The organism is Acaricomes phytoseiuli DSM 14247 (assembly GCF_000376245.1).
Lineage (GTDB): Bacteria > Actinomycetota > Actinomycetes > Actinomycetales > Micrococcaceae > Renibacterium > Renibacterium phytoseiuli.
Window position 1 is genome coordinate 1 of sequence record NZ_AQXM01000014.1, and the last position, 3,289, is coordinate 3,289.

At 54.0% G+C, this 3,289-nt stretch carries 5 protein-coding genes; 3 read left to right on the forward strand and 2 right to left on the reverse strand.

Going from position 1 to position 3,289, the window contains the following annotated elements:
- The first annotated feature begins 112 nt into the window (after positions 1-112).
- Genes C501_RS0100165 through C501_RS14085 form a run of 3 tightly spaced genes read left to right on the forward strand, consistent with a single transcriptional unit; the run spans position 113 to position 1,189 of the window.
- A complete protein-coding gene (locus tag C501_RS0100165) occupies positions 113-397 on the forward strand; it encodes a type II toxin-antitoxin system Phd/YefM family antitoxin (protein WP_018133620.1) in 285 nt (94 codons plus the stop codon).
- 3 nt (positions 398-400) lie between these two features.
- Positions 401-667, forward strand: coding sequence for a type II toxin-antitoxin system RelE family toxin (locus C501_RS0100170; protein ID WP_018133621.1), 267 nt, complete (start codon positions 401-403; stop codon positions 665-667).
- A gap of 51 nt (positions 668-718) precedes the next feature.
- A complete protein-coding gene (locus C501_RS14085) occupies positions 719-1,189 on the forward strand; it encodes a hypothetical protein (protein WP_156807535.1) in 471 nt (156 codons plus the stop codon).
- On the opposite strand, the gene C501_RS0100175 is transcribed toward C501_RS14085, so the two are convergent.
- On the reverse strand, positions 1,176-1,469 hold the full coding sequence (locus tag C501_RS0100175) for a hypothetical protein (protein ID WP_043567687.1): 294 nt from the start codon (positions 1,467-1,469) through the stop codon (positions 1,176-1,178). The two genes, C501_RS14085 and C501_RS0100175, sit on opposite strands and share 14 nt — an antisense overlap.
- A 2-nt stretch (positions 1,470-1,471) precedes the next feature.
- Complete coding sequence (locus tag C501_RS13405; protein ID WP_156807536.1) at positions 1,472-2,179, reverse strand: hypothetical protein; 708 nt, start codon at positions 2,177-2,179, stop codon at positions 1,472-1,474.
- Positions 2,180-3,289: the final 1,110 nt, after the last annotated feature.

Below are 3,289 nucleotides of genomic sequence, written 5' to 3' on the forward strand. Positions count from 1 at the left end.
ACTCTTTCGGATAGGGCTTGGGCAAGAGATACATCCTTCCAGCGAGGACGAATCCTCACAGATCAGATGTCAACCAAACCCGGGGCAGACCCTTCAGACCTATAATAGTTGTATGCAGACATTACCTCTTTCTACAGTGAAGGCCAAGCTCTCAGAGCTGGTCGATTCCGCATCCACAACGCATGATCAGGTGGTGATTACCAAGAATGGTTCGCCAGCGGCGATCATCGTTGGTACCGATGAATGGGAGTCCATTCAAGAGACTCTTTACTGGTTGTCACAGCCAGGCATTCGGGAGGATCTGGCCCTAGCGCAGCAGGATATTGCCGAAGGAAACGTATTCTCCGAAGAGCAGATTCGGGCTGAGTTCGGTGTACCAAAAACGCAGGCTTCCTAGCCCGTGGCCTACGAGATTATCTTCTCGGCCACGGCACGGCGAGATCTGCACAGAGTGCCGCCGCGTATCGTGCCGGCCATTATTGAATTCGTGTATGGAGATCTCGCGCGGAACCCGCAGCGCGTTGGCAAACCGCTAGAGCGCGAGCTGGCAGGATTCCACTCCGCACGGCGTGGTCCGTACCGGATCGTGTATTCGATCAACGAGAAAAAAGTAGTCATTGAGCTACTGCGAATCGACCACCGAGCCGACGTCTACCGGAGCCGATAAGAAGGGGGTCAATCTCGTTAGCGGTGGGTTTTTATGTGTGGGAGGTGGTTTGTGGTGGATTTTTGGGGTTTGTTCTGTGTTGTTGATGGGGTTTTAGTTTTGGGTGAGCCGGGAAGGGCACGTTTTGAGTTTCATCCCGGGCAGGTCGTTTACTACGGTGAAGCCCAGGCTGACACACTCCGGTGGGGGTGGAGTGATGTTGGGTCTATGGTTCTTTCGGTGCCTCAAAGTCGTTCGCGGTTGCCGCAACGTCTTTCCTCCGTATTCCACGGTGTTATGGCTGCCGCGGGAGAAAGCTATTCTGATCTCCGACCGCGTAATGGGCAGGTTACCGTTCAAGCCGCAGAGCAAACGCAGGTGCTGCCCTTGAGCCTTTACCATTTCGGCAAGTACTGGATCGGCTATGTGGAAGGCGGGCAGAGGCTACTCGATCAGTTGATCGGTGATCCTGAAACTAGGCAGCTATTGGCTCATCCGCACGAGTTGTTAGCAACAACAGCACAGGCTATTACGTCGAGGTGAGTTTGCGGAGTTGCTTTTCTAGCCTCGCTTTCTCGCGGTGTAGCTTGCCTAGCCGGGCGATGTCCGAGAACTGATCTTTGACTAGTTTCACCGGGTCAGAGATCCCTTGAGCCTTCAACGAGGTTTTAATAGCTCCGGTGTCACCTTCATTAGCCTTGATCGTTTCCATGGCTTGGTTCATCTCGTCCGATGGGAAAACGTCACCGCCCAGCTCAGCATTGATCTCGCTCAAACGGTCCTCGATCTGTTGGCGCGTCATTTTTGGTGTGAATAAACCCATGATTACCTCCCCATCACGCAACGAACAGCACCCCAGCCAAAAGCGGCCGCTATAGCCCACGGACTGCCCTTACTGGCAATTTGACTGATCTGAGTTGAATTCAAACCGATACCTATCAAACACCGGATAGCCCACGGGGCTAGCCAGATCGGGTCAGCCACCACAGGGTAGGCGACATCGGCTGTGGTGTGATCGACCGTTTGGACCAGCCGGGTGCCTTCGACCCTGTAACTCGTCTCGACCGCAGCCCCTTGCGCGTCTTTTGCCCAGGGTGCGCCTGCGATCAAAGCGGGCGATCCGTCAGGATTGACTACCGCTGCACCGCCATTGACTAGCTCTAAGCGTTGCCCTGGTGAAAGAGACAAATCATATGAGTACTCAACAGGTGCAGCAGCAGAGGTGATGGTAGTCAGCATCTGTACTTGTGAATCACCGACAATGACCGAGTTCGACGCTGCACCGCCAGGGTAAACTATCGCCCCGTCGCCTGTGACTGAACCAGGGCGAGCTTCCCCCGAGTGAGGGAGTTTCATCGTGATCTGGTCACGATCTGGCCCGGTGAACTTCACCCCTTGTGATAACTGCTCCGGAACGTCAACGCTTCCACCTGTAATCGGAACAGTGCCAATACCCGACTGATCACTCGAAGGAAGAAGAAGAGAACTGTCTTTCGCGTTGAGGTTGTTCAGTGAAGCCTGGGTCAGGTTCACCTCCGAGGATGGAGATTGAGGGGCTGCTACAGCAGAGGGTGTGACCCCTGCCAGCAAAGCAAACGACAACCCGACCGCGATCAACCCGCGCCGACCCAACATGTGGAACCCCTTACTCATCAATACCAACAGATAAAACACAGAGTGACACAGGTCACCATAAGGGTCAAGAAAGTCTGACCCCTGATTATATTGGCCCCTTGATCTAGGGGCTGGGTGTTCGTGAAGCCAGGTACGGTTGATATGAGATTCATTATCGGCCCTAATTTACGGCTCGTATACTAGGCCATAATTTGGTATGATGGTGACATGGCTCCACAGTTCACGGCCTCGACGGCGAAGCATGGATGGTCGCGGCAAGAGGCTTCCTATGCGATTGTTTACCACTCGTATAGCGATGAGCTTGTTGAGGAAGCCCCTAGGCATGGCGGGAGTCATATTGCTTTGTACATTGGTCCGCCGCATGCGCAGTCGAGACGTGAGTTGGAAGTTCTTGTAGAACATTTCGACGATGGACGAGAAGCGATCGTTTTTCATGTGATGGAACTAGGTCCAAAGTTCCGTAGGTACCGAGAGGAGAATCCCTGATGGTTACACCAGAGCAAGAAGCGAATTACGACGAACTCGCTGCCCGATTCACGGATCCGAATGTTCCTGTCCGGTCCGCTGGAAAAGTGAGGACTGGAGCGGCGGCGGCCGCTGCAGGACGTGAATTCATGTTGAAAGAGTTTGGGTCCGAGGAAGCCTTCAATGCCTTCCTAAAAGCGGGTAGGCCCTCTGTGGGATCAGAGAAGAACGGCGCTTCACCTGTGGTTCGCGGTGCATTAGATCCGGAGACATATGCGGACTTCCAGAACCTTCGCAAGGTCACCGGTAGGACGCAGGCTGAGTTGGTCCGAGAAGCGGTCCACCTGCTCATAGACACCCACCGTCAAGCAAGCTAAACAATGCTCTAAATCGTTGTCGTTGACTGAAATATTCACAAGGAAAAGCAGGAGGCACAGTGACGGAGGAAGGGGTCTGTCCCGGGTTTGGTTGACAGTTGGGGTTTGGGGTGATCAGGCCGCTTTCGCGTCCGTGTAGATCGTCTCAAACTCTACGGGAGTGAGT